Genomic DNA, 21,249 nt, shown 5'->3' with positions numbered 1-21,249 from the left:
GGCTACGCTAATAAGCTATCATAGCTAACACTCGTAGCTATCGTCAGGAGAAGGCCCATGGAACTCAGCCCCGCACTGCACCGCATCGGCAACGACATCGTCGCCGCGTACCTCATCGTCGCGCCCGAGGGCCTCACGCTCGTCGACGCCGGCCTCCCCGGCATGTACGCCGACCTCGAGCGCGAACTGGATGCCATCGGCCGCCGGATCGACGACATCAGAGGCGTCGTGCTCACCCACGGCGACAGCGACCACGTCGGCTTCGCGGAGCGCCTGCGCCGAGACCACGGCATCCCCGTCTTCGTCCACTCGGCCGACGCCGACCGCGCACAGGGCGGCGACAAGCCGAAGACCGCGGTGGGGCCGATGCGACTCGGTCCACTGCTGCGCTTCGCCGCGTTCGGCATCCGCAAGGGGATGCGGCCGCAGTGGCTGACCGAGGTGGTCCGCCTCGACGAGGATACGACGCTCGACCTGCCCGGAGCGCCGCGCGTCGTGGCGATGCCGGGGCACTCGCCGGGGAGCATCGCGCTCTTCTCCCCCGCGGTCCGCGCCGTATTCGTCGGCGATGCCCTGACGACCCGACACGTGCTCACCGGCCGCACCGGACCCGGCCCCGCCCCCTTCACGGACGACCCCGCCGAGGCACTCGCCTCGCTCGCGCGCATCGCCGACCTGGATGCCGACTGGGTCCTCCCCGGCCACGGACCGGCGTTCCGCGGCTCCCCCGCAGCCGCCGTGAGCGCCGTCCGCGGAGCCGCGCGCGCCTGACCTCAGCGGCGGCGCGGGCGCGAGAGCACCTCGCCGCACGCGGCGGCCAGCGTCTGCATCGCCCGCGCGGGACTGAGGGTCGCCGCCGCGCTCACCGCCTCCGTCGACAGGCGCTCGCGCGTCTCGGCATCCGTCAGCACCCGCACGAGGGCTGTAACGAGAGCGTCCTCATCGTCGTCGGGAACCAGGATGCCGCCACCCGCGGCCAGCATGTCGCGCGGACCGTAACGGATGTCGTAGGCCACCACGGGGGTCCCGTGCGCGAGCGCTTCGGCGAGGGCGAGGCCCTGCCCCTCGAACGCCGAGGTCGTGAGGTAGACCGCCGCGTGGTCGAGCACGGCCCCGGGATCGTTCGTGAGGCCCGGGAGCGAGACGGCGTGTGTCAACTCCCGCTCGGCGATGAGGGACTCGAGCTCACTCCGTTGCGCCCCGGCCCCCCAGAGCTCGAGGCGCGCGGTCGGCACCTCCGAGACGACGCGCGCGAACGCGCGGACGGCCGCGGGAAGACGTTTGCCCGGAGCCAGCCGCCCCAGCACCACGACCAGGTCCGGGTCGCGCTGCGTCACGGGCACGACCGCCGCCGGGGCGCGGACGGCGTGCGGGGCGACGAGGTCGTGCGCTGCGGCGCCGAAGCGTTCGCGCACGTCGTCGCGCTGCTGCGCGGTCGGCCACAGCACCGCGTCGAAGCGCGGGGCGATCTCGAACCAGCGCGTCCAGAGCGCGTTCAGGGCGGAGTCGGGGCGGTAGGGGGCCTCGAGATGGATCGTGTGAACCGTGTGAACGATCCGCACGTCGTCGTCGCCCCACCCGACGACGAGTTCCCCGAGCTGACGCGACTCGCAGATGATCACGACGGGACGCGGAGTCTCCGCACGCAACTGTGCTGCGAGGTGCGTGAGCCATGCGCGGTACAGGGCTCCGAACCCGTCGATCACTCCGACGGGATCGCCCGCGGCATCCCGGATCACGATCGGCGCCGTGCTCAGGTGCCAGTCGGGGTCGATCACGTTCGGCAGCGAGACCGCGCCGCCGGCGACGTCGCGGTACTCGAGCGCCGGGTCGGCCTCCCCCTCGTGCGCCGCCTCGCGCAGCCACCCCGCCGCTCCCCCGTCGGGGGCGCCCGCCTCGTCGAAGAGGTTGCGGAAGACCCCGGATGCCGACACGGCCCCCCGCTCGACGAACGTCCGGCGGTGCGCGGCGTGGGCGTCGGCGGTTCCGGGGTCGACGGTCAGCAGGAGCGGTGGCGCTCCGGCATCCGCCATCTGACGCGCGCGGGCGAGGGTGGAGATCGTGTACCCCCCGTCGAGGTCGGGGATGAGCCTGCTCGACAGGATGAGGTACCAGGCGTCGGGGAACTCGGCGTCACTCACGCCCCCCATCCTCCCCCACCAGCGACGGCACTCCCGCTGCCCGCACTCCCCGCGCGCGCACGTCCCGGGTTTGGGGCGCGATCCGTCGTTCGGGGCGCGAAGATGACGCCCCAAGGCGAGAATGACGCCCCAATCCACGTCAACCGAGTCGATCGGGGCAGGGCCCCGCGCCAACACCTCCCGGTCGGACCGGCGGAGCGTGCACGCCGCAGCGAACGAGAGGCGAAGTGACACGCCCTCCTGAGTCGATCGGGGTAGGGGCCCGCTCTCGACTCAGGAGGGCGTGTCACGTAGCCGGGAGTCAGCAGCGACGTTCGTCGCGACCGACAGCCCGGCTCACTCCCATTCGATCGTCCCCGGCGGCTTCGACGTCACGTCGAGCACGACGCGGTTCACGTCGCGCACCTCGTTGGTGATGCGGTTGGAGATCTTCGACAGCACGTCGTAGGGCAGGCGCGTCCAGTCCGCCGTCATGGCGTCCTCCGACGACACCGGCCGCAGCACGATGGGGTGGCCGTAGGTGCGGCCGTCGCCCTGCACGCCCACCGAGCGCACGTCGGCGAGCAGTACGACGGGGCACTGCCAGATCTCGTCGTCGAGACCGGCCTTGGTCAGCTCGGCGCGCGCGATGGCGTCGGCCTCACGCAGGATCTCGAGACGGTCAGCGGTGACCTCGCCCACGATGCGGATGCCAAGACCGGGCCCCGGAAAGGGCTGACGGCCGACGATCGCTTCGGGCAGGCCGAGCTCGCGGCCGATCGCGCGCACCTCGTCTTTGAAGAGGGTGCGCAGCGGTTCGACGAGCTCGAACTGCAGGTCTTCGGGGAGGCCGCCGACGTTGTGGTGGCTCTTGATGTTCGCCGTGCCGGCGCCCCCACCCGATTCGACGACGTCGGGGTAGAGCGTGCCCTGCACGAGGAACCGCACCTGCTCGCCCTCGGCCTTGGCCTCGGCGACGAGGTCGGACTGCACCTTCTCGAACGCGCGGATGAATTCGCGGCCGATGATCTTGCGCTTCTGCTCGGGGTCGCTGACACCGGCGAGGGCGTTCAGGAACGTCTCGCGCGCGTCGACGGTGATGAGCTTCACGCCGGTGGAGGCGACGTAGTCGTTCTCGACCTGCTCGCGCTCGCCCTTGCGGAGCAGTCCGTGGTCGACGAACACGGCGATGAGCTGGTCGCCGACGGCTTCGTGCACGAGCGCCGTCGACACGGCGGAGTCGACGCCGCCCGAGAGGGCCGAGATCACGCGGCCGGTGCCGACCTGCTCGCGGATGCGCGCGACCTGCTCGGCGATGACGTTGCCGCTGTTCCAGTCGGCGGGTAGGCCAGCGGCCTTGTGCAGGAAGTTCTCGAGCACGTTCTGGCCGTGGTCGGAGTGCTTGACCTCGGGATGCCACTGCACGCCGTACATGCGGCGGGTGTCGTTCGCGAAGGCGGCGACGGGCGTGTGGGCGGTGCGGGCGAGCACCTCGAAGCCCTCGGGAGCGCGCGAGACCTGGTCGCCGTGGCTCATCCAGACGTTCTGCTCGGCGGGCTGGCCCTGCAGCAGCGTCCCTTCGGTGACCACGGTGGCGTCGGTCGCGCCGTACTCGCGCAGACCCGTGTTCGCCACCTCACCGCCGAGCGCCTTCGCCATGACCTGGAAGCCGTAGCAGATGCCGAGCGTGGGCACGTCGAGGTCGAACACGTCGAGGTCGAGGCTCGGAGCCCCGTCTTCGTACACCGACGACGGACCGCCCGACAGGATGATGCCGACGGGGTTCTTGGCCGCGATCTCCTGCGCCGAGGCGGTGTGCGGCACGATCTCGCTGTAGACGCCGGCCTCGCGGACGCGGCGGGCGATCAGCTGCGCGTACTGGGCGCCGAAGTCGACGACGAGGACGGGACGCTGGGACGTTTCGGTCTGTTCGGTCACCGGGTGCCCTCCGGGGCGGAGACGGGAGCGGAGGCCGGGTCGGCCTCGCGCTCGGCGAGGTAGGCGCGCACGCCGCGGGCGGTGCGCACCTCGAGGATGAAGGAGAGGAACGGCACCACGCCACCGAGGGCGAGGAAGACGAACCGACGGAACGGCCACCGCATCAGGCTCCACACACGGAAGCACGAGAAGAGGTAGACGACGTAGAACCAGCCGTGCGCAACGAGGATCGCGAGCGACACGTTCACGCCGTCGCCCGTGGAGAGGATCTCGCAGCCGCTGCCGCCGGGCACGAACAGCGAGAACCACTGGCAGTCGGGGCCGGGGACGGCATCCGCGAACCACAGGAAGCCACCGGATCCACCGAGGAACAGCTCCACGTGAAGGGGCGTGTACTTCAGGATCATCTCGGCGACCAGCAGCAGCAGGCCGACACCGGTGATGACCGAGCAGATCTGGTAGAACTTCAGGGCTCCGCGGATCGCCGGGAACGAGGCGAGCTTCGGGGCGCGGGGCATGGATGCCAGTCTAGTCGCGGGATTCCGCGGGTTCTGCCGCGAGCGGTCGGGGCTGTTCGCCCTCGAACTGTTCGTCCTCGAGATCTTCCACTTCCTTCTCCCACGCGTCGCGCGCGAGGCGGTACCAGAGGTACAGCGCGAAGCCGGCGAAGACCGCCCACTCGGCGGCGTAGAAGATGTTCAGCCAGTTGACGCGGGAGCGCTCGTCGGGTGCCGGCGACGAGATGGCGTCGAGCGGGCCGATCGCCGTCTGCGACGCGATGTACTGCCGGTAGACGTTCAGCCCGGTCGTGTCGTGCCAGCGCCCGAGCAGCATGGCCGGTGACATCTTCACCAGCGTCTGCGGGTCGGCCCCGGCGGGCGGGACCGACGGACCCTCGTCGGAGATCAGGCGTCCGGTCACCTCGACCATCGCGCTCGGGTTCGCCTCGACCTCGGCCTTCAGCTGCGCGGCGGCGGCATCCGCCTGGGCGGGATCGCTCGTCCACCCGGTCGCCACGGCGATCGAGGTCGGCTCGGCCGCACCGGCGACCCGCAGCTGGCCCGTCACCCAATAGCCTTCGACGTCGTCGTTGAAGCGCGACGACACGACGATGAAGTCGGATGCCACCCACGTGCCGCTCACCTCGACCCGCTGCCCCACCAGCGGCTCGGGCAGGTAGTCGCCCGGCTGCACGACGTCGTCGAGCGGACGCACCACCTCGGTCTGCCCCGGCTCGGGCGGAGACGTGTCGACGGCGCGACCGAGCTGCCACTGCCCGAGCCACGCGAGGGCTCCGGCGACCACGAGGGAGAACGCCAGCAGCGCGATCCACCGCGGCCGCAGCATGACCTCCCGCAGCGTGGGCGGGAAGACCTGGGGCGGCGCGGGGGCGGTCGCGGGGGTGGACGTCATGCGTGCTCCGGCGTCAGTGGCCGTAGGGGGCGACGACGACCTCGACGCGCTGGAACTCCTTGAGGTCGGAGTACCCGGTGGTGGCCATCGACTTCTTCAGCGCGCCGATGAGGTTCGCGGTGCCGTCGGCGACGGGCGCGGGGCCGTACAGGATCTGCTCGAGCGGGCCGACGCGATCCACCGCGACCCGGCGACCGCGCGGCAGCTTGGCGTGGTGCGCCTCGGGGCCCCAGTGGAACCCGCGGCCGGGAGCGTCGGTCGCTCGCGCGAGCGCGACACCGAGCATGACGGCATCCGCACCCATGGCGAGGGCCTTCACGATGTCGCCCGAGGTACCCACGCCGCCGTCGGCGATCACGTGGACGTAGCGTCCGCCCGACTCGTCGAGGTAGTCGCGACGAGCGCCGGCGACGTCGGCGACGGCGGTGGCCATCGGCGCGTGCAGGCCGAGCGTCGCACGCGTGGTGGACGCCGCTCCCCCGCCGAATCCGACGAGCACGCCCGCGGCTCCCGTGCGCATGAGGTGGAGGGCTGCGGTGTAGGTGGCAGCGCCGCCGACGATCACGGGCACGTCGAGGTCGTAGATGAACTTCTTGAGATTGAGCGGCTCGGCGACGCTCGAGACGTGCTCCGCCGACACGGTCGTACCGCGGATCACGAAGAGATCGACACCCGCGGCGACGACGGTCTCGTAGAGGTCGTGCGTGCGCTGCGGGGTGAGCGCACCGGCGACGGTGACGCCCGCGGCGCGCACCTCGGCGAGACGATCGCGCACGAGCTCGGGCTTGATCGGCTCGGAGTAGAGCTCCTGCATGCGGCGGGTCGCATCGGCCTCGGGGAGGGTCGCGATCTCGGCGAGCAGCGGCTCGGGGTCGTCGTATCGCGTCCACAGACCCTCGAGGTCGAGCACGCCGAGACCGCCGAGACGGCCCAGCTCGATCGCCGTGCGCGGGCTGACCACGGAGTCCATGGGCGCGCCCAGCACCGGGATCTCGAACGGGAACGCGTCGATGGTCCACGCGGTCGAGACGTCTTCGGGGTTGCGCGTGCGCCGCGACGGCACGACGGCGATGTCGTCGAAGGTGTAGGCGCGGCGGGCGCGCTTGGCGCGGCCGAGGTCGATCTCCATGGTCACCCGACCAGCCTACCCGCGCCCTCCGACATCCCCGCCGGATCCTCCACCGTCGCGAGAAGCGACCGACGGCGGCGACGACGGCGAATCGGCACCGCGGAGCAGCCGCGTGAGCGGCCCGTCGAAGGCGAAGAGCAGGAAGCCGATGGAACCGAGCCACGGGCTGAGGAGCATCGCCGTCCCGCTGATGACGACCGCGCTGATGCTCGCCCGCCCCAACCGACGGGCGTCGGCGGGCGACATGTCCACGATGGCGCCGGAGCGCACCGCCCAGACCCACTGCAGCCAGCCGAGCACGATGGCGAGGAAGAAGTTGACCGGGAGCAGCACCCTGCCGAGCAGGAAGTCGCTGTACGTGGTGTCGAGAGACGAGGTGAACGGCACCAGCACGATCAACAGCAGCCTGACGTTGTTGATCCACATGCCCGCGTCGTCGATGCGCACGATCCACTCGAACTGGCGCACGTGCGTCATCCACATCACGCACAGGATGAGGAAGCTGATGACGAACGAGAAGAGAGGGTGCGTCAGCCCCAGGAGCCCCGCGACCAGATCGTCATCGGTGCGAACGGTGCCCAGCGACTGATCCGTCAGCCCCAGCACCAAGAGCGTCGCCGCGATGGCGAACACCCCGTCGGTGAACGCCTCGGCGCGCCGCGTCGACACGGATGCCTCGGGGTGACTCCTCCGCCTGATCATGCGCACAGCGTATCCGCGTGCTCGAGGACGACGAAGGGCCGGGCAGTCGCCTGCCCGGCCCTTCTCACATCGCTGCGTTACTTCTTGTAGTTCGGCGCCTCGACGACGATCTGCACGTCGTGGGGGTGCGATTCCTTCAGGCCCGCCGAGGTGATGCGCACGAACTTGCCCTTGGACTTGAGTTCCTCGACGGTGCGCGCACCGACGTAGAACATGGACTGCCGCAGGCCGCCGATGAGCTGGTACGCCACCGCGGAGACCGGGCCGCGGTAGGGCACCTGACCCTCGATCCCCTCGGGGATGAGCTTGTCGTCGCTGGGGACGTCGGCCTGGAAGTAGCGGTCCTTCGAGTACGACGTCTTCTTGCCGCGGGTCTGCAGCGCACCGAGCGAGCCCATGCCGCGGTACTGCTTGAACTGCTTGCCGCCCTGGAAGACGATCTCGCCGGGCGACTCGTCGGTCCCGGCCAGGAGCGAGCCGAGCATGACGGTGTCGGCACCGGCGACGAGCGCCTTGGCGATGTCGCCCGAGTACTGCAGACCGCCGTCGGCGATCACGGGAACGCCCGCGGGGATCGCGGCCTTGGCGGCCTCGTAGATCGCCGTGACCTGGGGCACGCCGACACCGGCGACCACCCGGGTCGTGCAGATCGAGCCCGGTCCGACGCCCACCTTCACGGCATCCACTCCGGCGTCGATGAGGGCCTGAGCGCCCTCGCGGGTCGCGACGTTGCCGCCGATGACGTCGATGTGGTCGAACGAGGCGTCGGCCTTGAGACGCGAGACGATGTCGATGACGCCGGCGGACTGGCCGTTGGCCGTGTCGACGACGAGCACGTCGACGCCCGCGTCGCGCAGAGCCTCGGCGCGCTGCCACGCGTCGCCGAAGAAGCCGATCGCCGCGCCGACGCGGAGGCGCCCGTGGTCGTCCTTGGTGGCGAGAGGGTACTTCTCGCTCTTGTCGAAGTCCTTGATGGTGATGAGGCCGGCGAGCTTGCCGTCCTCGTCGACGAGCGGCAGCTTCTCGACGCGGTGCTTCGCGAACGTCGCGATCACGTCGTTGGCGTGGATGCCGACGTGCCCGGTGATCAGACCCTCTTTGGTCATCACGTCTTTGACCTTGGTCGTCTGACGCTCGAAGCCCGAGACGAAGCGCATGTCGCGGTTGGTGATGATGCCGACGAGCACGCCGTCGGGGTCGACCACGGGAAGGCCCGAGATGCGGTACTGCGCGCACATCGCGTCGACCTCGGCCACCGTGGCATCCGGGTTGGTGGTGATGGGGTTGGAGACCATGCCCGACTCGCTGCGCTTGACCTGGTCGACGATGCCGGCCTGGTCCTCGATCGAGAGGTTGCGGTGCACGATGCCGATGCCGCCCTGACGCGCGATCGCGATCGCCATGCGCGCCTCGGTCACGGTGTCCATCGCGCTCGAGAGCAGAGGAGTGGCCACCGTGATGCGGCGCGTGAGCCGCGACGACGTGTCGGCCTCGCTCGGGATGACGTCGGTGTGCCCCGGCAGGAGCAGGACGTCGTCGTAGGTCAGTCCGATGAAACCGAAGGGGTCGTGCTGCTCCATGGATCCTCCTGCGCGCGCGGCGCCTGCTCGAAAAAAGGACGACGTCGGCCGGGGCGCCCGGGAAGCGCTCCGCCTGGAATTCTAAAGCGTCGAAGCGGCCCGAAATGTTCCCGGAGGGCTGGCCGCTGCGCGCAGGGCGCATGACACGGTTCGCTAACGACCCGCTCCGCGAAACACCGTCGACACATTACGCTCGTAGCGTCGACCGTCGAAGCTGACGGGACGACTTCGTCAGCGCTGCCGAACTGGAGACTCCGTGGGTCATTCCTCCCCCACCGCGATACGATCGCGCACCATATCCCGACTGGCCGTGATCGTCGCGCTCTTCGCGAGCACGATCGCCGTCCTGAGCCTTTTCCTCGCGTCACCCGCCCACGCCCAGACGACGACCGCCCCCACGCCCGCCGCCTCGGCGGGGACGGGCGACGTCTCGACCCAGTACACGATCGGCGGCATCATCCGCGCCGGCGACGAGCCGGTCGAGGGCGTCGAGATCAGCGTCGAGGGCTCCGGCTTCTCGGAGATCGGCACCACGGGCGCCGACGGTCGCTGGGCGGTCGCGGTCCCCGGGCCGGGCGCCTACACGGCGACCCTGCAGGTCGACACCCTCCCCGACGGCGTCGCCCCGCGCGACCCCGACAACGTCACGCGCGACGTGACGATCGGCACGACCAACACGGTCAACGTGCTCTTCCCCACCGGTGAGGGCACGGCCGCCGCGGGCTCCATCTGGGACACGCTCTTCTCGCGCTTCTTCTACGGCCTCAACTTCGGCCTGCTCCTGGCCCTCGCCGCGATCGGCATCTCGCTCATCTTCGGCACGACGGGCGTGAACAACTTCGCCCACGGCGAGATGCTCACCTTCGGCGCGATCATCTTCTACGTCTTCACGGCGATGGGGTGGAACATCCTCCTCGCGATCCTCCTGACGGTAGCCCTCTCGGCGGCGCTGGGATGGACGCAGGATGCCGTGCTGTTCAAACCTCTCCGCAAACGCGGGGTCGGTCTCGTCCAGGTGCTCATCGTGACGATCGGCCTCTCGATCGTCCTGCGTTACCTGTACCTGTACTTCTTCGACGGCGGCACGCGCAACATCGACACCGGCATCACCGACAACGTCACGATCGGCCCGGTGACGGTCACCCTCACCTCGATCATCAGCATGGGCATCAGCGTCGTGATGCTCGCTCTCGTGGCGTACTTCCTGACCCGCACCCGTATCGGCAAGGCCACCCGCGCCGTCAGCGACAACGCCTCCCTCGCCGCGGCGTCGGGAATCAACGTCGACCGCGTGATCCGGATCGTCTGGGTGCTCGCGGGCGCCCTCACGGGTCTGTCCGGCGTGCTGTACGGCCTCTACCGCGGCGTCACGTGGGACATGGGCTTCGCCATCCTGCTGCTGCTGTTCGCGGCGGTCACCCTCGGCGGTCTCGGCAGCGCGTTCGGCGCCCTCGTCGGATCGCTCATCATCGGCATCATCACGGAGTTGTCGACCATCGTCATCCCACCCGACCTGCGGTACGCGGTGGCCCTGATCGTGCTCATCGGCGTGCTGCTCTTCCGGCCGCAGGGTGTGCTCGGTCGTAAAGAGCGGATCGGTTGAGGTAGAACGACATGGACTGGCTTTCGATCTTCAACAACGCCGCGGGCGAGCTCATCAGCCCGACCACCGCGGCCTACGCCCTCGCCGCCATCGGCCTGAGCGTGCACTTCGGCTACGCGGGGCTGCTCAACTTCGGCCAGGCGGGCTTCATGGCCGTCGGCGCCTACGCCTTCGCCATCGCGACCCTGTCGTTCGCGGCCCCCGTGTGGCTCGCGATCCTCGTCGCGATCGTCGCGTCGGTGCTCTTCGCCTTCCTCCTCGGCATCCCGACCCTGCGCCTGCGCGCGGACTACCTGGCGATCGTGACCATCGCGGCCGCCGAGATCGTGCGGTACGTGGTCTCCACCGTGGGGCTCACGAGCGTCACCGGCGGCTCGCAGGGCCTGAACGGCTACAACCGCGAGTTCCAGGCGATCAACCCGCTGCCGGCGGGCACGTACGGCGTCGGGCCGTGGACCTACTCCGCGAACGACTGGTGGGTGCGCCTGTTCGGCTGGGGCCTCGTCATCATCGCGACGATCCTCGTCTTCATGCTCATGCGCAGCCCCTGGGGCCGTGTCGTGAAGGGCATCCGCGAAGACGAGGACGCCGTGCGCAGCCTCGGCAAGAACGTGTACTCCTACAAGATGCAGGCGCTGGTCCTCGGCGGCGTCATGGGCGGACTCGCGGGCGTGGTGTTCATCCTCCCCCGCGCCGTGCAGCCCGGGAACTACGGCACGGCCCTGACGTTCTTCATCTGGACCGCGCTCCTGCTCGGCGGAGCGGCCACGCTCCTCGGCCCGATCGTGGGCGCGATGCTCTTCTGGGTGCTGCTCTCGCTGTCGAACGGCATCATCGTGGGACTGCGCGACGTCGGCATCCTGGGCTTCATGTCCAGCACGCAGACGGGCCAGGTGCGCTTCATCCTCGTCGGCATCGGACTGATGCTCCTGGTGATCTTCCGACCGCAGGGCATCTTCGGCAACAAGAAGGAGCTGTCGTTCAATGTCTGACACGACCGTCACCCATCCTCTCGTCAAGGGAGAGGTCCGGCCCGGCTGCGAGAAGGTCGACCCGATCGTCGTCGCCGACAGCGTCACCCGCCAGTTCGGCGGACTGAAGGCGGTCGACGTCGAGCACCTCGAGATCCCCCGCGGGCAGATCACGGCCCTCATCGGCCCGAACGGTGCCGGAAAGACGACGCTGTTCAACCTGCTCACCGGGTTCGACAAGCCCAACACCGGCCGCTGGAGCTTCGAGGGCTCGAACCTCGCCAGCGTCCCCGCGTTCAAGGTGTCGCGCCGCGGAATGGTGCGCACCTTCCAGCTGACCAAGTCGCTCGGCCGCCTCACCGTGCTGCAGAACATGCTGCTCGGCGCCCGCGGGCAGAAGGGCGAGAACCTGTTCCGCGCCCTCATCCCGGGCATCTGGCGCTCCCAGGAGGCCGCCAACACCGAGCGGGCCGACGACCTGCTGCGCCGGTTCAAGCTGGATGCCAAACGCGAGGACTTCGCGGCGTCGCTGTCGGGCGGCCAGCGCAAGCTGCTCGAGATGGCGCGTGCGCTCATGAGCGACCCGAAGCTCGTCATGCTCGACGAGCCGATGGCCGGTGTGAACCCGGCTCTCACGCAGAGCCTGCTCGGCCACATCCTCGACCTGAAGAAGGAGGGGATGAGCGTGCTCTTCGTCGAGCACGACATGCACATGGTGCGTCACATCTCCGACTGGGTCGTCGTCATGGCCGAGGGTCGAGTGGTGGCCGAGGGCCCGCCCGAGACGGTCATGAGCGATCAGGCCGTCATCGACGCCTACCTCGGCGCGCACCACGACACCGACCTGGGCGACATGACCACGTCGCAGCTCGAAACGATCCAGGCCGAGGCCGCCGCGGAAGCGGAAGCGGAGCTCACCGCCGACGAGAAGGACGGAAAGCTCTGATGACCGACACCACCGCCACGCGCACCGCGGTCCTGCGGACCGACGACCTCGTCGCCGGCTACCTCCCGGGCGTGAACATCCTCAACGGGTGCACGGTCGACGCCTACCAGGGCGACCTGATCGGCATCATCGGTCCGAACGGCGCCGGCAAGTCCACGCTGCTGAAGGCCATCTTCGGTCAGGTCAAGATCCGCGGCGGCGGAGTGCTGCTGAACGGCGAGGACATCACCGCGCTCAAGGCCGACAAGCTCGTCGGCAAGGGCGTGGGGATGGTCCCGCAGAACAACAACGTGTTCCCGAGCCTGTCGATCGAGGAGAACCTGCAGATGGGGCTCTTCCAGCGCCCCAAGGTCTTCGCCGAGCGCTTCGAGTTCGTCACGGGCCTGTTCCCCGAGCTCGGCAAGCGGCGTCGTCAGCGCGCGGGTTCGCTCTCGGGCGGCGAGCGTCAGATGGTGGCCATGGGCCGCGCCCTCATGATGGACCCCTCGGTGCTGCTGCTCGACGAGCCGTCGGCCGGCCTCTCGCCCGTGCGACAGGACGAGACGTTCCTGCGCGTGGCCGAGATCAACCGCGCCGGCGTGACGATCATCATGGTCGAGCAGAACGCCCGCCGCTGCCTGCAGATCTGCCACCGGGCATACGTGCTCGACCAGGGCAAGGACGCGTACACGGGCACGGGTCGCGAGCTGCTCACCGACCCCCGCGTCATCGAGCTGTACCTAGGCACCCTCGCCGCCGACGAGGACGCCAAGCGCGACGGCAAGGGGTCCGAGGCCTGATCCGCCGCCGATACACCGCGAGTGCGGCGCTCACCCTGGTGGGCGCCGCACTCGCGGCATGTTCGGCCTCCTCCTCGCCTCCCGCGTCGTCGCTCGAGGTCGCCCTGGTGCAACAGCGCGGAGACATCGCCGTCGGTCGCGTACAGCTGCGGGTGACGAACACCTCGGACACCGCCACCACCCTCACCGCGGCCTCTTTCACCTCCCCCGTCCTCGCCGGTTCGGCGGAGTGGAATGCCGTGAGGCCGACGACCCTCGCCCCGGGCCGCACCGTCGACCTCCCGGTCCTTCTGCCCGCCATCCGGTGCACCGATGACGCACAGGCTCCCGAGGCGACCTTCACCGCGGACGGAGTGACGGCGACCGCGCCCCTGGCCGACGAGCTCGACGTTCTGCCGCGCGCGAGCGCCACGGCGTGCGACCGCGACGACCTGGCATCCGTCGTACAGGTCCGGGCCACGAGTGCCGCAGCCGGACCCGACGGCTCGATCCTGATGCGCGTGGCCGTCGAGCCCGTACCGGAGGGCCAGGGCACGGCCGACCTCGTCGCGCTGCGCGGCACGGTGCTCCTGCGCTTCGCCGCCGGGGCGGAGGCTCCCGTGGGGCTGAGCGTGGCCGCGGGCGATGCGCCGTCGGTCGTCGAGATCGCCGTGGTGCCGCAGCGATGCGACGCGCACGCCATCGCCGAAGACAAGGTGGGGACGCTCTTCGACCTCGTCGCCCGGGTCGACGGGCGCGAGGTCGTGGTACCCCTTGAGCGGTCGAAGGACGTCGCCGATGCGCTGCTCGCGCTCACCGCCGAGGTCTGCGGCCTCACTCCCGCCCGCTGACGGCCCGCACCGACGCGCGGCCTCGCCTCCGCGGGCTGCGTGGCCGCGCCGGTGCGCCCGCGCGGCCTCTGCCGACGTCACGACGAGGCGCCCGGACCCCCGGGCCCCGGACACGCGAAAGGGCCCGGATCCTCGCGGATCCGGGCCCTCGCGCGGGGTCGGGTCACTCGTTGAGCGAACCGAACTCCGTGTTCAGCAGGGTGTACTTGTTGTCGGCACCGTACTGGTAGATGCCGATGTACGCCTCGGTCGGGTCACCGTTCTCGTCGAAGGTGATCGGGCCGGACACACCGTCGTAGTCGATGTCGGTACCGGCGTTGATCAGCTTCAGGCAGTCGGCGAACGTGGTGCACTTCTCGCCGCCCTCGGAGACCGACTGCAGGTTGTCGCGGATCGCGGTGCCCGAGTCGTCCTTCGCCTGCGCCGCAGCGAGGGCCGCGACGATGACCGCGTCGTAGGACTCCGGAGCGTAGCTGTAGTCGGTCAACGCGGGGTCGACCTCCTTCAGACGCGACTGGAAGTCGGTGTCGGCGGGGTTGCCGGGCAGCGTGCCCTTGGCGCCCTGGAGGGTGCCGGCCGGGAACTCGTACGAGTTCGACAGGTTGCCGTCGACGAAGTAGACCTTCGACGCCGCGTAGCCCTGCGTGCTGACCAGCTGCGGGATGATCGAGGAGGTCTCCTCGAACGCGATGACCGCGATCGCGTCGGGCTGGGCGGCGAGCAGCTCGTCGACCTGCGAGGTGAAGACCGTGTCACCCGGGTTGTAGGGGACCGCGACCGAGACCTCGCCACCGGCGGCCTCGATGGCCGTCGTCGCGTTGTCCTTCAGGCCGATGCCGTACGGGTCGTTGATGTAGATGATGCCGACGTTGGCCGCACCGTCTCCGACCATCAGGTTGCCGAGCACGCGGCCCTGCAGGACGTCGGAGGGCGCCGTACGCCAGTAGTACCCGTCGTCGGCGTAAGTGGTGAAGTCGGGCGAGGTGTTGGCGGGCGAGATCTGCACGACGCCCGCGTTGACCAGCTGGTCGACGAAGGTGAACGAGACACCCGACGAGGCCGCACCGATGACGACGTCGGCGCCGGCGTCGACGAGCTCGGTCGCCGACTGCGTCGCGATGTCGGTCGTGGTGTCGCCCGAGTCGCGCTCGGTCAGCTCGGTCGTGAAGGGGAAGTCGCTGCCCGTGGCCTCGATGTCCTTGATCGCGAGCTTGACACCCGCGACCTCGGGCGGGCCGAGGAAGGCGAGGTTACCCGTGGCCGGGAGGATCGTGCCGACGTGGAACGTGCCGTCGGCCTCGGACACGGCGCCGCCGCCCGACGATGCACTCGGTGCGGCGGCGTCGCTGCCGCCGCCGGAGCATCCGGCGAGGACGAGCGCGCTGGCGCCGACCAGGGCGATGCCGCCGAGGATTTTGGCGCTGCGCGTGCGCGGAAAGACGTTCATAGTGCTCCTTGCTGTGAATGAACGTTGGGCGACCCAATGGGCCACCTGGTGACCTAAACCTAATCGTCGGCGCATTTTCCGCGTGTTGCCGTTCGTTAACGATGTGCGTCGAAGCGATCACGGCCGCATAACGGTTGGGCTCGCGTCTTGACGGCATCCCGAAGAGTGCACGGATCGTCGGACCGGGAACGAAAGGGCGGCCGGTTCCGGCAGCGTCACGGGAATGCGAGGGGGGATACCGGGGCGACGCTCTCGAGGCACCCGACGACGTCCGTCGAGCGGACGGGTAGTGCGTCGTTCCCCGTCAGACCGGCTCGACCACGTCGTCGAGCACGCGCCGCTGTCGCCGGGCGGCCATCACGGAGTCGACGCTCAGCATCACCAGCGCTACCCAGACGAGGGCGAACCCCACCCACCGCTCGGTCGTCATGGGCTCGTGCAGCACCCACACGCCGATGGCGAACTGGATGATCGGCGCGACGAACTGCAGCAGACCGATCACCGTCAGCGGCACCCGTCGGGCGCCCGAGGCGAACAACAGCAGGGGGACGGCGGTGATCGCCCCCGCCAGCAGCAGCAGCACCGTGTGCAACGTCCCCGCCGTCCCGAGTGTGATCCCCGTGAGGTTCGCGACGAAGATCAACTGGATGACGGCGACCGGCAGCAGCCACATCGACTCGAGGGTCAGCCCGCTCACGGCATCCACCGCGGGACCGATCTGCTTCTTGACCAGGCCGTAGAAGCCGAACGAGAACGCCAGCGTCAGCGCGATCCACGGGAAGGCGCCGTACCCCACGACGATCACGACGACCGCCGCGACGGCGACGCCCACCGCGATCCACGGCAGCACCCGCAGCCGCTCGCGCAGCACGACGACGCCGAGCAGCACCGTGACGATCGGATTGATGAAGTACCCGAGGCTGGTCTCGATGACGTGTCCGGTGAGGGCGCCGAAGAGGTAGGTCTGCCAGTTGACGTAGATCAGCACACCGGCCACCGCGGTGAGCACCATCAGCCGCGGCTGCCGCACGATCGCGAGGAACGGCCGCCACGTGCGCAGCACGGTGAGCAGCAGCAGGCAGAACACGAAGGCGAGGACGATGCGCCAGGCGACCACCTCGAAGGGGCCGGTCGGTTTCAGCTGCAGGAAGTAGATGGGCAGCACGCCCCACAGCAGGTAGGCACCCAACGCGTACAGGGCGCCGCGGGTGCTCCCACCGGTCGGAGTGGAGGGAGCGGGGGTCACCGACACAGCCTACGCGCGCCCTCGACGCCGCGACGGTCGCGCACCCGCGCATTCCTGCCATCGCAAGGCGACGTCTACGCCCACCCCGCCCCTGCCGGGACGGTTCCGGGTCTGACCGCCCACACACGGGAACGACGAAGGCCCCGGATGCCGAGCACCCGGGGCCTTCGATCGAGTCACGCGATCAGCGGACGACGACCGCCAGGACGTCGCGAGCCGAGAGCACGAGGTACTCCTCGGCGCCGAACTTGACCTCGGTGCCGCCGTACTTGCTGTAGAGCACGCGGTCGCCGACGGCGACGTCGAGGGGGACACGGTTGCCGTTGTCGTCGATGCGGCCGGGGCCGACGGCGACGACTTCGCCCTCCTGCGGCTTCTCCTTGGCGGTGTCGGGGATGACGAGACCACTCGCGGTGGTCTGCTCAGCCTCGACCTGCTTGATGACGATGCGGTCCTCGAGCGGCTTGATGGAAACCGACACGGTCTACCTCTTCTTTCTCGTTACAGAAGACTTGTCAGCACTCACGCGGGGAGAGTGCTAATCCGAGTGTAGAGAAGCGCTGGCACTCATGCAACGCGAGTGCCAGCACACTCACCCGCCTAGGCTGAATCGGTGGATACCAGCGAGCTGACCGCCCTGCTCACGCCCGACGGCCTGCGCCTGCTCGACGAGCTCGGCCCGGTCGCATCCACCGACGACGCCGCCCGTGCGGTGTCGCGGCTGCGGGCGGCCGGCCACTCCCCCGACCTCGTGTCGGCGGTCGTCGGTCAGTCGCGGCTCCGCGTCCGCGCGGCCGCGAAGTTCGGCGCGTTCGCCGACCGCATGCTCTTCACCCGCGCCGGCCTCGAGCAGGCCACGCGCCTGTCGATCGCGGCGCGGCACGCGGGGCGGTTCCGTGCCGCGGGCGTGGAGAGCGTGGCCGACCTCGGCTGCGGCATCGGCGGCGACGCGCTCGGGCTGGCGGGGCTCGGCATCCGGGTGCACGCGGTCGACGCCGACGAGGTGACCGCCGCGATCGCGGCCTACAACCTCGCCCCCTTCGGCGAGGCCGCGACGGTGGCGCACGCGCGCGCCGAAGACGCCGACCTGACCGGGATGGATGCCGTGTGGCTCGACCCCGCGCGCCGCACCGCGGGTCACTCCGAGACGCGGCAGGTCGCCTCCGGCGAGTGGTCGCCGTCGCTCGAGTGGGTGTTCGAGCTGCTGCGCCGCACCCCGGGCGGAGTCAAGCTCGGGCCCGGCTTCGACCGCTCGCAGATCCCCGACGACGTCGAGGCGCAATGGATCAGCGCCGACGGCTCGACCATCGAGCTGGTGCTGTGGGCGGGCGCGCTCGCCCGCGACGACGTGAGGCGTGCGGCTCTCGTGGTGCGCGGCGGCGACGCGTGGGAGCTCACGGCGCCGGCGGACAGCCCCGACGCCGAGCCGCGGGAGCTGGGCGCCTTCGTGCACGAGCCCGACGGCGCGGTCATCCGCGCCCGGCTCATCGGCGAGGTGGCGCGCGCGCTCGAGGCGGGGATGCTCTCGCCGCAGATCGCCTACCTCACCTCCGACACTCCCCTCACGAGTCCCTTCGTGCAGTCGTTCCGCGTACGGGAGCAGCTGCCCGCCGACCCGAAGAAGCTCGCGCAGGCCCTGCGGGCGCGCGGGATCGGCACGCTCGAGATCAAGAAGCGCGGCGTCGACGTCGACCCGGCCGTGCTGCGCAAGAAGCTCGCGCTCCGCGGCGACGAGGTCGCGACGCTGCTCCTCACCCGCGTGGGGTCCACGCGCCTGGCTCTGCTGGCCGACCGCGTCTGACCCCGGCGGCGTAACGGCACCTCAGCGCACGGCGAGCTGCGAGAAACCCCAGATCAGCCACCCGGCGCTGAACACGACGGCCAGCAGCGACAGACACAGCGCCCAGACGGCCACGCGCCGACCGTCGTGCGGGCGTCGCAGCGAGATCGCGGCGAGGATCATCCCGACCACGCCCAGGGGAAGAAGCCACCCCGTGATGAGCGCCGCGGCGAGCGCGAGGATCGCCACCGCGAGCGCCCACGGCGCCAGCGACCGCGGGGGTGCGGGCGCGGGCGGGACGTACGGGATCAGGTGGTCGCCGAACGCCGCCATCTCGAGCTGCGCGGTCGGAAGGCGCTCAGGGTCGTCATCCGCGACCTCCGGGCGCTCACCCGCGGGCACCATCCACGGACGGCGCGGGTCGATCGGAGCAGCCGCGGGCTCGGGCGTCTCTTTGCGCGCCCGGCGCGTGGGCGGCGTCTGATCGGTCATGGCGCCGGGGCCTCGGCATCCGGAGCCGGGGCGTCGGGGTCTTCGGCGACCTGGATCTCGGTCACGGGCAGGGTCGAGTCGGCGCCGAAGGCGAGGGTCGAGGGGCGCCGGCCCGACGCGATGAGCTCGGCCGCGAGAGCGGCGATCATGGCGCCGTTGTCGGTGCACAGCCGCAGCGGCGGGATGCGCACGGCGACCCCCGCCGCAGCCGCGCGCTCGAGCGCGACGTCGCGCAGGCGCTTGTTCGCGATCACGCCCCCGCCCAGCAGCAGCCGGGGCACGCCGTAGCGCACGCACGCGTCGAGGGCCTTGGTCACGAGCACGTCGACCACGGCTTCGCGGAACGACGCCGCGACATCGGCCACGGGCACCGGCTCACCGGTGGCCTCGTGCTGCTCGACCCAGCGGGCGACGGCGGTCTTGAGCCCCGAGAACGAGAAGTCGTAACGGTGGGATGCCATGTCGGACGCGCGAGAGAGTCCGCGCGGGAAACGGATCGCGGCGGGGTCGCCGGTCGCCGCCGCGCGGTCGATCTCGGGACCTCCGGGGTACGGCAGCCCCAGCAGACGCGCGACCTTGTCGAACGCCTCGCCCGCGGCATCGTCCATCGTCTCGCCCAGCAGCTCGACGTCGCTCGTGAGGTCGCGGACGAGCAGGAGCGAGGTGTGGCCCCCGCTCACCAGCAGGGCGACGGTGGGGTATTCGAGCTCACCCGCCTCGGCATCCAGGATGTCGGCGGCGATGTGGCCCACGAGGTGGTTGACGGCGTAGAGCGGCTTGTCGAGCGCGACGGCCAGGCCCTTGGCCGCGCCCACGCCGACCATGAGCGCTCCGGCGAGTCCCGGACCGCTGGTCACGGCGACGGCGTCGAGGTCGGCGAGGGTCACGCCCGCCTCGGCGAGAGCGGCGTCGATCGAGGGCTGCAGGGCTTCGAGGTGAGCGCGAGCCGCGACTTCGGGGACCACTCCGCCGTAGCGGGCGTGCTCGTCCATGCTCGAGGCGATGGTGTTGCTCAGCAGGGTCCGGCCCCGCACGATGCCGATCCCGGTCTCGTCGCAGCTGGTCTCGATTCCGAGCACGAGGGGCGCGTCCATCAGCACCATCCCTTTCCGGTGGAGGTCGCGGGGTCGGATGCCGCGACGCCCATGGTCTCGGCCCGCCGTGCCGCCCACCCCCGCAGGTCGAGCTGCATCACGATCGCGTCCACGTCGTCGGGCTGGTAGTACCGGGGGCGGCGGCCGACCTCGGCGAAGCCCTCCGACGCGTAGAGCGCCTGCGCCACGGGATTGTCGGCGCGCACCTCGAGGAAGACGTCGTGCACGCCGCGGCGCGCGGCCTCGTCGAGCAGCGTGGTCAGCAGGGCCCGACCGCGCCCGCGTCCGCGGGCCGCCGCCGAGATCGCGATGGTCTGGATGTCGGCATCCCGAGCCCCGCGCACCGCACGGAGACCCGCATAGCCGACCAGGCGCCCGGCCTCCTCGACGACGACGTAGAAGCCGTGCGGTGAGGCGAGCTCCTCGCGCATCATCGCCGCGCTCCACGCGTCGGTGGGGAACGACGTGCGCTCCAGGTCCATGATCGCGTCGAGGTCGGCGACCGCGGCCGCCCGCGTCGACATCAGCTGACCCTCTTCGGGGCGTGCGCGGCGACCACGTCGGGGCTGCGCAGGTAGAGCGGCTCCGTCCCGGCGAGCGTGCGATCGGCGTCGAGAGCGCGCGCGGCGACGAGCGCGATCATCGCGGCGGACACGCTCGTGGCGTCGTAGCGCCGCGCGCCGGCCTCGTCGAGCCGCGCATCGAGCTCGTCACGCGGGCTGAGGGCGGCGTCGGAGAGGCGCACGGGGAGTCCGTCGTCGTCGAGGCCGTCGTACACGCTGAAGGCGAACTCGCGTCGCCGCGCGTCGGTCACCACCGCGAATCGCCCGGTGTCGGTGCCGGTGAGGGCGTCCGCGAGCAGGACGCCCAGCGCGACGCCGTCGTGGCTGGGCACCGGCACGACCGGGACGCCGAGGCCCAGCGCGTAGACGCGCGCCGTGGCGATGCCCACCCGCAGTCCGGTGAACGGGCCCGGGCCCATGCCCACCGCGACATGGGTGGGAGCTGCGGCCACGGACGAGGCGCGGCGCAACAGGTCGCCGATGACCTCGGCGTGCCCGAGGGGGTTGGCGCTCTGTTCGTCGGCGAGCACCTCCCCGTCGCGCGTGATCGCCGCGACAGCGGTGCCGAGCGAGGTGTCGATGCCCATGATCACCGTTCCAGGGTATCCGGCGCCTT

The 21,249-nt window shown here is 70.6% G+C and carries 21 protein-coding genes; 7 read left to right on the top strand and 14 right to left on the bottom strand.

The window, feature by feature from the left end; genetic code table 11:
* Positions 1-57 precede the first annotated feature (57 nt).
* The gene (locus Q0818_RS03385) at positions 58-771 is read left to right on the top strand and encodes an MBL fold metallo-hydrolase (RefSeq protein WP_298871390.1); all 714 of its coding nucleotides are present in this window, start codon (positions 58-60) and stop codon (positions 769-771) included.
* A 2-nt stretch (positions 772-773) separates the two neighbouring features.
* Here Q0818_RS03385 and Q0818_RS03380 read toward each other — a convergent pair whose 3' ends face one another.
* The 7 genes from Q0818_RS03380 to guaB all read right to left on the bottom strand — a co-directional run bounded on the left by Q0818_RS03380 (position 774) and on the right by guaB (position 8,882).
* The gene (locus Q0818_RS03380; protein WP_298871387.1) at positions 774-2,141 is read right to left on the bottom strand and encodes a glycosyltransferase; all 1,368 of its coding nucleotides are present in this window, start codon (positions 2,139-2,141) and stop codon (positions 774-776) included.
* Between the two features lie 336 nt (positions 2,142-2,477).
* The gene (gene guaA / locus Q0818_RS03375; protein WP_298871384.1) at positions 2,478-4,058 is read right to left on the bottom strand and encodes a glutamine-hydrolyzing GMP synthase; all 1,581 of its coding nucleotides are present in this window, start codon (positions 4,056-4,058) and stop codon (positions 2,478-2,480) included.
* Positions 4,055-4,576 (bottom strand): DUF3817 domain-containing protein, encoded by a 522-nt coding sequence (locus Q0818_RS03370; RefSeq protein ID WP_298871381.1) that lies wholly within the window; start codon positions 4,574-4,576, stop codon positions 4,055-4,057. The genes guaA and Q0818_RS03370 overlap by 4 nt, the downstream gene beginning before the upstream one ends.
* Before the next feature lie 10 nt (positions 4,577-4,586).
* Positions 4,587-5,471, bottom strand: a complete 885-nt coding sequence (locus tag Q0818_RS03365) for an SURF1 family protein (protein ID WP_298871378.1) — start codon at positions 5,469-5,471, stop codon at positions 4,587-4,589.
* 13 nt (positions 5,472-5,484) lie between these two features.
* Positions 5,485-6,600: a GuaB3 family IMP dehydrogenase-related protein gene (locus Q0818_RS03360; RefSeq protein WP_136587223.1), complete on the bottom strand. Its 1,116-nt coding sequence runs from the start codon at positions 6,598-6,600 to the stop codon at positions 5,485-5,487.
* Between the two features lie 15 nt (positions 6,601-6,615).
* Positions 6,616-7,302, bottom strand: a complete 687-nt coding sequence (locus tag Q0818_RS03355; RefSeq protein WP_298871373.1) for a TMEM175 family protein — start codon at positions 7,300-7,302, stop codon at positions 6,616-6,618.
* 77 nt (positions 7,303-7,379) lie between these two features.
* On the bottom strand, positions 7,380-8,882 hold the full coding sequence (gene guaB, locus Q0818_RS03350) for an IMP dehydrogenase (RefSeq protein ID WP_298871370.1): 1,503 nt from the start codon (positions 8,880-8,882) through the stop codon (positions 7,380-7,382).
* A 310-nt stretch (positions 8,883-9,192) separates the two neighbouring features.
* Between guaB and Q0818_RS03345 the strand changes: the two genes are divergently transcribed.
* The 5 genes from Q0818_RS03345 (at position 9,193) to Q0818_RS03325 (ending at position 14,011) form a co-directional block, all read left to right on the top strand.
* Positions 9,193-10,485 carry a branched-chain amino acid ABC transporter permease gene (locus Q0818_RS03345; RefSeq protein WP_298871366.1) on the top strand — a complete coding sequence of 431 codons (1,293 nt, stop codon included), beginning with the start codon at positions 9,193-9,195 and terminating at the stop codon, positions 10,483-10,485.
* An 11-nt stretch (positions 10,486-10,496) separates the two neighbouring features.
* Positions 10,497-11,477, top strand: a complete 981-nt coding sequence (locus tag Q0818_RS03340) for a branched-chain amino acid ABC transporter permease (protein WP_298871363.1) — start codon at positions 10,497-10,499, stop codon at positions 11,475-11,477.
* Positions 11,470-12,402, top strand: a complete 933-nt coding sequence (locus tag Q0818_RS03335) for an ABC transporter ATP-binding protein (protein WP_298871361.1) — start codon at positions 11,470-11,472, stop codon at positions 12,400-12,402. Before Q0818_RS03340 ends, Q0818_RS03335 begins: the two co-directional genes overlap by 8 nt.
* The gene (locus Q0818_RS03330) at positions 12,402-13,181 is read left to right on the top strand and encodes an ABC transporter ATP-binding protein (RefSeq protein ID WP_298871358.1); all 780 of its coding nucleotides are present in this window, start codon (positions 12,402-12,404) and stop codon (positions 13,179-13,181) included. Before Q0818_RS03335 ends, Q0818_RS03330 begins: the two co-directional genes overlap by 1 nt.
* Positions 13,182-13,288: 107 nt before the next feature.
* Positions 13,289-14,011 carry a hypothetical protein gene (locus Q0818_RS03325; RefSeq protein ID WP_298871355.1) on the top strand — a complete coding sequence of 241 codons (723 nt, stop codon included), beginning with the start codon at positions 13,289-13,291 and terminating at the stop codon, positions 14,009-14,011.
* Positions 14,012-14,174: 163 nt separating this feature from the next.
* Here Q0818_RS03325 and Q0818_RS03320 read toward each other — a convergent pair whose 3' ends face one another.
* From Q0818_RS03320 to groES, 3 genes are all read right to left on the bottom strand, one after another.
* Positions 14,175-15,458 carry an ABC transporter substrate-binding protein gene (locus tag Q0818_RS03320; protein ID WP_298871352.1) on the bottom strand — a complete coding sequence of 428 codons (1,284 nt, stop codon included), beginning with the start codon at positions 15,456-15,458 and terminating at the stop codon, positions 14,175-14,177.
* Positions 15,459-15,762: 304 nt separating this feature from the next.
* Positions 15,763-16,704, bottom strand: coding sequence for an EamA family transporter RarD (gene rarD, locus Q0818_RS03315; RefSeq protein ID WP_298871350.1), 942 nt, complete (start codon positions 16,702-16,704; stop codon positions 15,763-15,765).
* A 184-nt stretch (positions 16,705-16,888) separates the two neighbouring features.
* Positions 16,889-17,185, bottom strand: coding sequence for a co-chaperone GroES (gene groES / locus Q0818_RS03310; RefSeq protein WP_013583903.1), 297 nt, complete (start codon positions 17,183-17,185; stop codon positions 16,889-16,891).
* Between the two features lie 132 nt (positions 17,186-17,317).
* Here groES and Q0818_RS03305 point away from each other — a divergent pair, with 132 nt between their 5' ends.
* Complete coding sequence (locus Q0818_RS03305) at positions 17,318-18,505, top strand: SAM-dependent methyltransferase (RefSeq protein ID WP_298871347.1); 1,188 nt, start codon at positions 17,318-17,320, stop codon at positions 18,503-18,505.
* A 21-nt stretch (positions 18,506-18,526) separates the two neighbouring features.
* Here Q0818_RS03305 and Q0818_RS03300 read toward each other — a convergent pair whose 3' ends face one another.
* From Q0818_RS03300 to tsaB, 4 genes are read right to left on the bottom strand one after another with little or no spacing between them, the layout of a single operon-like run.
* Positions 18,527-18,976 carry a hypothetical protein gene (locus Q0818_RS03300; RefSeq protein WP_298871344.1) on the bottom strand — a complete coding sequence of 150 codons (450 nt, stop codon included), beginning with the start codon at positions 18,974-18,976 and terminating at the stop codon, positions 18,527-18,529.
* The gene (gene tsaD, locus Q0818_RS03295; protein WP_298871342.1) at positions 18,973-20,070 is read right to left on the bottom strand and encodes a tRNA (adenosine(37)-N6)-threonylcarbamoyltransferase complex transferase subunit TsaD; all 1,098 of its coding nucleotides are present in this window, start codon (positions 20,068-20,070) and stop codon (positions 18,973-18,975) included. The genes Q0818_RS03300 and tsaD overlap by 4 nt, the downstream gene beginning before the upstream one ends.
* Positions 20,070-20,594, bottom strand: coding sequence for a ribosomal protein S18-alanine N-acetyltransferase (gene rimI / locus Q0818_RS03290; protein ID WP_298871340.1), 525 nt, complete (start codon positions 20,592-20,594; stop codon positions 20,070-20,072). The genes tsaD and rimI overlap by 1 nt, the downstream gene beginning before the upstream one ends.
* Positions 20,594-21,226 (bottom strand): tRNA (adenosine(37)-N6)-threonylcarbamoyltransferase complex dimerization subunit type 1 TsaB, encoded by a 633-nt coding sequence (gene tsaB, locus Q0818_RS03285; protein WP_298871338.1) that lies wholly within the window; start codon positions 21,224-21,226, stop codon positions 20,594-20,596. The genes rimI and tsaB overlap by 1 nt, the downstream gene beginning before the upstream one ends.
* Between the last annotated feature and the right edge of the window lie 23 nt (positions 21,227-21,249).

Origin of the sequence: uncultured Microbacterium sp. (genome assembly GCF_947489255.1) — a bacterium.
GTDB classification, from domain to species: domain Bacteria; phylum Actinomycetota; class Actinomycetes; order Actinomycetales; family Microbacteriaceae; genus Microbacterium; species Microbacterium phycohabitans.
Note: the sequence above shows the minus strand (reverse complement) of the source record. Positions and strands in the feature narration are given on the sequence as shown.